Raw genomic sequence first — 6,102 nt, forward strand, 5'->3', positions numbered from 1 at the left:
GGGCCAGCCTCTGGCGCTGGTTCATGCCTCCTGCCAGGCCGATGCCGAGGCGGCGGCAAGAGCCGTTCTGTCGGCCTTCCGGCTGGGCGACAGCGTGCCCGAGATCCCGCCGCTGGTGCATCAAAGGATAATGCGGTGACACGCGCCTTTCTGGTGGTGATCGATTCCGTGGGCTGCGGCGGCGCGCCCGATGCGGATGCCTTCTTAAACGAGGGAACACCGGATGCAGGTGCGAACACTCTTGCACATATCGCACTTGCCTGTGCCGCAGGTGACGCCGAAACAGGCCGAACTGGCCCGCTTAACTTGCACAATCTCGACAATCTGGGGCTTGGCGCCGCGATCCGTCTGGCCAGCGGTGAAGCCGCGCCGGGGCTCGGCGCCGTGCCGCAGGGGCTGTGGGGGGCGGCGACCGAGACCTCGCCCGGCAAGGACACGCCGTCTGGCCATTGGGAACTCGCGGGCGTGCCGGTGCCCTGGGACTGGCATTATTTCCCGCGCGAACTGCCCGCCTTCCCCGAAACCCTGCTGGCCGAGATCCGCAGCCTGGCCGGGACGGACGGTACGCTGGGCAATTGCCACGCCTCGGGCACCGAGATCATTGCGCAACTGGGCGAGGAACATCTTCGGACCGGCTGGCCGATCCTCTACACCTCGGCCGACAGCGTGGTCCAGATCGCCGCCCATGAAGCGGCCTTCGGGCTTGACCGGCTGTTGCGGCTTTGCGAGGCGATCGCGCCCCGCCTGCATGCGATGCGGGTCGGCCGGGTGATCGCGCGCCCCTTTGTCGGCAGCCCCGAAACCGGCTTCACCCGCACGCAGAACCGCCACGACTATGCCATCGCGCCGCCCGCGCCCACGCTCTGCGACTGGGTGCAGGGGGCCGGGCGGCGGGTGCAGGCCATCGGCAAGATCGGCGACATCTTTTCCATGCGTGGCATCGACGAACTGCGCAAGGGCACCGATGCCGAGCTGATGGGCCATTGGCTGGATCTGATGGACGAGGCCCCGGACGGCAGCCTGACCTTCGCCAATTTCGTCGAGTTTGACAGCCTTTACGGCCACAGGCGGGATGTTGCGGGCTATGCCCGCGAGCTGGAATGGTTCGATGCGCAACTGCCCCGCATTTTCGCCCGGATGCGGCCCGGCGACCTGGTCCTGATCACCGCCGACCATGGCAACGACCCGACCTGGCCCGGCACCGACCATACCCGCGAGCGCGTACCGGTGCTGGGGGCCGGGCTTGGTCCCCGCGCGGTCGGCCTTGTCGCTTTTGCCGATGTCGCGGCCAGCATCGCCGCGCATCTGGACGTGCCCGCGCAAGGGCCAGGACGGAGTTTCCTGTGAGCCTGACCGCCCTGCCCAAGATCGAACTGCACCACCACCTGGAAGGTGCTGCGCCGCCCGCGCTGATCCGCGGCATGGCGCATGCCCGGCACCTCGACATTTCACGCATTTTTGCCCCCGATGGCGGCTATTCCTACCGGGATTTCCCACAGTTTCTCGAAATCTACGAGGCCGCGACCTCGGTCCTGCAGCGCCCTGATGATTATGCCCGCCTGACCGCCGCCGTGCTGGAGGAGGCCGCCGGTCAGGGCGTGGTCTACCTCGAAACCTTCCTCTCGCCCGATTTCTGCGGCGGGCGCGACCTGGTCGCCTGGCGCGAATATCTGCATGCGACCGAGGAAGCCGCCACACGGGCGGAGGCGTCGCAGGGCATCACGCTGCGCGGCATCGTGACCTGCATCCGCCATTTCGGCCCCGACAAGGCCCGCCAGACCGCCCTGTGCGCCGCCGAAACCGCAGGTCCGTTCATCGTCGGCTTCGGCATCGCGGGCGACGAAACCGCAGGCCATCCGCGCGACTTTGCATATGCCTTCGACATGGCGCGCGAGGCGGGGCTGGGGCTGACCGCGCATGCGGGCGAATGGGGCGGGCCGCAATCGGTGCGGGACGCGCTGACCGATCTGCGGGTGGACCGCATCGGCCATGGCGTGCGCGCCATCGAGGATCCCGCGCTGGTCGAGCATCTGGTCGAAACCGGCATCGTGCTGGAAATCTGCCCGGGGTCGAACATCGCGCTGGGGCTTTACCCCGATTGGCGGTCGCACCCGATCGAGCGGCTGCGCAAGGCGGGGGTCAAGGTCACCGTCTCGACCGATGATCCGCCCTTCTTCCGCACCAGCATGACCCGCGAATATGACCGGCTTGCCGATGCCTTCGGCTGGGACGAGGACGTTTTCGCAAAGATCAACCGGGTGGCGCTGGATGCCGCCTTCTGCGACGCTGACACCCGCGCCGTGATCGCCAAGAAACTGGAGTCCGCCGATGTATGAGCATCTGACCGTCGTCAAACACCCGCTGGTGCAGCACAAGCTGACGCTGATGCGCGACAAGGACACGCCCACCGCCGTCTTCCGCCAGCTTCTGCGCGAGATCAGCCAGTTGCTGGCCTACGAGATCACCCGCGAACTGGAGATGACAACCCGCCGTATCGAGACGCCGCTTTGCGAGATGGACGCCCCGGTTCTGGCGGGCAAGAAACTGGCGCTGGTCTCGATCCTGCGCGCGGGCAACGGTCTTCTGGACGGGGTGCTGGAACTGGTGCCGTCCGCGCGGGTGGGCTATGTCGGGCTTTACCGTGACGAGAAGACACTTCAGCCGGTGCAGTATTACTACAAGGTGCCGCCCGATCTGAAAGACCGGCTTGTGATCGTGCTGGACCCGATGCTGGCCACCGGCAATTCCTCGGTCGCGGCGATCGACCTGCTCAAGGCGTCGTGGGCGAACAATATCCGCTTCATGTGCCTGCTGGCTGCGCCCGAGGGCGTGGCGCGGATGGGGCAGGCGCATCCGGATGTGCCCATCGTCACGGCGGCGGTGGACGAATGCCTGAACGAGCACGGCTATATCGTTCCCGGACTAGGGGATGCGGGTGATCGGATGTTCGGCACCAGATGAGCGGAATCCCCTTTACACGTTGTGGTTGTTTTGTCATGGTTAACCCATATCTTGTGGGGTTAAGACATGGGACGTCGCGCCGGACTCTGCATCTTTCTCGTGATCGCGGGATTGGGCGCGTCATCCTCGCCGGCTCTGGCCAAGGGTGCCGGGGTGCTCGAGGCAACGCCCCTGTCCGTGCCGGTCCGGGTTCCGTCCGGCTATCGTGCGGTCTGGCAAGATGACCGGCTGAATCCCCATCGCGGGCCGCGCACGGCGCAGGGCGATGCGCAGATGGCGGGAGTCTGGACCGACCAGGTGCCCATGCGGCTGGCCCCGCCCACGGCGCCACGTTTCCTGCGTCTGGGCATCTACGACACGTCCGAGGCGGCGCGGCCGACCGTCCGCCTGCTTCGGGACATGGGATTTCCGGTCAGCCGGGGCATTGGTCGGCGCGGCGGGCGGCCCGTCGAGGTGATCTATGCCGGTCCCTTCGACGACCCCGCGGCGCTGGCGCGGGCCGAAACCCGGCTGAAGCGCGCAGGCTTTCACGACCTCGAATATCGCAAGTAAGACGATCGAGCAGTAAAAACCGGAACGCCCCGTCCCCGGACGGGGCGTTTCACTTTCCGGGGATGCCTCAGCCGCCGCAGATCGCCTGAAGCTGCACCCAGTCGCCATCCGAGATCAGCGGCGGCGCCAGCTTGCCGCGCATCGGATCCGCCTCGATCAGGCCCAGCACCCGCTCGCCCGAGATGTCGAGCGCATAGGCATAGGGGCCGGACGGCACATTCGCGCGGGCAAACCGGTCGATCAGCGCGTCGTCGGGCAGCGGCAGGGGCGGCGCGGTCAGGATGGTGTGGGCATGCCGTTCCAGGGCGCGTTCGGTCAGGTGGCCGCTGGTCAGCAGACGGAAGGTTGCCAGAACGCCCGCCTCCTTCAGCAGCACGGCCAGCGGATCGGCGCGTGCGGCGCGGGCGGATTCGGCCAGGATGAAGCCCGCGACCGCGGCGGGGTCGTCATGGTCTTCGACCAGGGCGCGGTTCAGCAGTATGATCCGGCCCGGCAGATGCGCCGCCCGCGGCATCCCCGAGGGCAGGACGACAACCCGGGCGCCGCTGCCGGGCAAGAGCCGCTCGGCCAGCCGGTCGAGCGCGCGCGCCCCGCCCGGCCGCGCGCAGGGCTGGCCCGCGACACGGGTGACCCGGTCCAGCAGGTCGCGCCCGATCTCGGCGCGGACCTGTGGCGGCACCACCGAGACCGTGTGCCGCACCAGCGCCCCCGGCAGCCAGAAGGCGCCAAGTCCCACGATCCCGGCGGCGATGGCGGCGAAGATCGTCAACCGCAGCCGACCAGGATGCGGCCGGTTCCGCGTCACCGCCGCCCGCACCGTTTCCAGCGCCTCGATCATCAGCGGTTCGTCCACCTCCAGCGTCTCGTCGCTGTCGGTGTCGGGCGCGTAAAGCGCGGGCGTCTCGCCCGGGTTCAGCCGGTCCAGCGCGGCCAGCGACCAATGGGTCAGCACCCGTTCGGCGGTATCGCAGACCACGAGCGAGGCGTCGCCAAAGGACAGGATCACGTTGCGCCGCTGCGCCCCGGCATGTTCGCGCCAGATGCCGGGGCTTTCCAGCCGTTGATACCGCTTTAGCGCCGTCATGGGCGGCCGACCGTGCCTGTCCGTTGCCTGAATCTGCACCCACAGATAGCCGGGTGTGGCGCGGGCGACAATCTCACAACCCTGCCGCCAGCTTGCGCAGCTCGAACTTCTGGATCTTGCCGGTCGAGGTCTTGGGCAATTCGCGGAACACGATCCGTTTGGGCGTCTTGAAGCCCGCAAGCTGGTCGCGGGCAAAGGCGATCAGCGTGGCCTCGTCCACGCTATGGCCGTCCTTCAGCTCGACAAAGGCGCAGGGCACTTCGCCCCATTTCTCGTCCGGTTTGGCCACGACGGCGCAAAGCAGGACGTCGGGATGGCGCATCAGCACGCCCTCGACCTCGACCGAACTGACATTCTCGCCGCCCGAGATGATGATGTCCTTGGCGCGGTCGGCGATCTGCAGATAGCTGTCGGGATGGTGCATCGCCAGGTCGCCCGAGTGGAAATAGCCGCCCTCGAACGCCTCGCGCGTGGCGCGCGGGTTCTTCAGATAGCCCTTCATCACGCCATTGCCGCGGAACACGATCTCGCCCTGGGTCTGCCCGTCCATCTGCACCGGCTGGTGCTTTTCGTCCCAGACCTGCACCGGCTCCATGAAGGGCATTGCCACGCCCTGGCGTGCCTTGACGGCCGCGCGGTCGTCGCCCTGCAAATGGTCCCATTTGGCGTCCCAGGTGCATTCGGTCGCCGGACCATAGGTTTCCGTCAGCCCGTAGACATGGGTGATGTTGAAGCCCATCGGCTCGATCCGGGCCAGCGTGACCGGGGCAGGGGGGGCGCCCGCGGTAAAGACCTCGACGATGTGGCCGAAGTCGCGTCGGTCCTCGTCCCTGGCGTTCACGATCATGTTCAGCACGATCGGCGCGCCGCCGAAATGGGTCACGCCCTCGTCGGCGATGGCGTCGAAGATCGCCTTGGCGGTGATGTCGCGGCAGCAGACGAGCGTGCCCCCCACCAGCGGCATCATCCAAGTGTGGCACCAGCCATTGCAATGGAACAGCGGCACGATGGTCAGGTATTTCGGGTAAAGCGTCATGCGCCAGGAAATCACCTGCCCCATCGCGTTCAGATAGGCGCCGCGATGGTGATAGACGACGCCCTTGGGCCGCCCGGTGGTCCCCGAGGTGTAGTTCAGCGCGAGGCTTTCCCACTCGTCCTGCGGCAGGATCCAGTCGAAATCGGGATCGGCCTTGGCCAGGATGTCCTCGTATTCGGGATAGTCGCCGATCGCATGAACGCCCGCGGCATCGTCGGCCACCTCGATGATGACGGGGGGCTCGCCCTCCATGTCCTCGATGGCGGCGGCGGCCAGTGGGATGAATTGCGGATCGCACAGCAGCACCTTGGCCCCGCCATGGTCCAGGATATAGCTGACCGTTTTGGCATCGAGCCGGATGTTGATCGTGTTCAGCACCGCCCCGCAGGCGGGCACGCCGAAATGCGCCTCGGCCTGGGCGGGGATGTTGGGCAGGAGCGTCGCCACCACGTCGCCCGGCCTGACCCCC

General features: G+C 67.3%; 6 protein-coding genes. 4 read left to right on the forward strand and 2 right to left on the reverse strand.

What is annotated here, in order from left to right; translation table 11 throughout:
- The first annotated feature begins 135 nt into the window (after positions 1-135).
- The 4 genes from ENN83_RS13380 (at position 136) to ENN83_RS13395 (ending at position 3,513) form a co-directional block, all read left to right on the forward strand.
- Positions 136-1,347: a phosphopentomutase gene (locus ENN83_RS13380; RefSeq protein ID WP_287187730.1), complete on the forward strand. Its 1,212-nt coding sequence runs from the start codon at positions 136-138 to the stop codon at positions 1,345-1,347.
- Positions 1,344-2,336 (forward strand): adenosine deaminase, encoded by a 993-nt coding sequence (locus ENN83_RS13385; RefSeq protein ID WP_287187732.1) that lies wholly within the window; start codon positions 1,344-1,346, stop codon positions 2,334-2,336. The genes ENN83_RS13380 and ENN83_RS13385 overlap by 4 nt, the downstream gene beginning before the upstream one ends.
- A complete protein-coding gene (gene upp, locus ENN83_RS13390; RefSeq protein ID WP_287187733.1) occupies positions 2,329-2,961 on the forward strand; it encodes a uracil phosphoribosyltransferase in 633 nt (210 codons plus the stop codon). The genes ENN83_RS13385 and upp overlap by 8 nt, the downstream gene beginning before the upstream one ends.
- 66 nt (positions 2,962-3,027) lie before the next feature.
- A complete protein-coding gene (locus ENN83_RS13395) occupies positions 3,028-3,513 on the forward strand; it encodes an SPOR domain-containing protein (RefSeq protein WP_287187735.1) in 486 nt (161 codons plus the stop codon).
- A 67-nt stretch (positions 3,514-3,580) separates the two neighbouring features.
- On the opposite strand, the gene ENN83_RS13400 is transcribed toward ENN83_RS13395, so the two are convergent.
- Complete coding sequence (locus tag ENN83_RS13400) at positions 3,581-4,597, reverse strand: hypothetical protein (RefSeq protein WP_287187736.1); 1,017 nt, start codon at positions 4,595-4,597, stop codon at positions 3,581-3,583.
- A gap of 73 nt (positions 4,598-4,670) precedes the next feature.
- Positions 4,671-6,102: AMP-binding protein (locus ENN83_RS13405; protein WP_287187738.1), on the reverse strand; the 1,432-nt coding region annotated here is incomplete at its 5' end.

Origin of the sequence: Rhodovulum sp., assembly GCF_011048875.1 — a bacterium.
GTDB lineage: Bacteria > Pseudomonadota > Alphaproteobacteria > Rhodobacterales > Rhodobacteraceae > Rhodovulum > Rhodovulum tesquicola.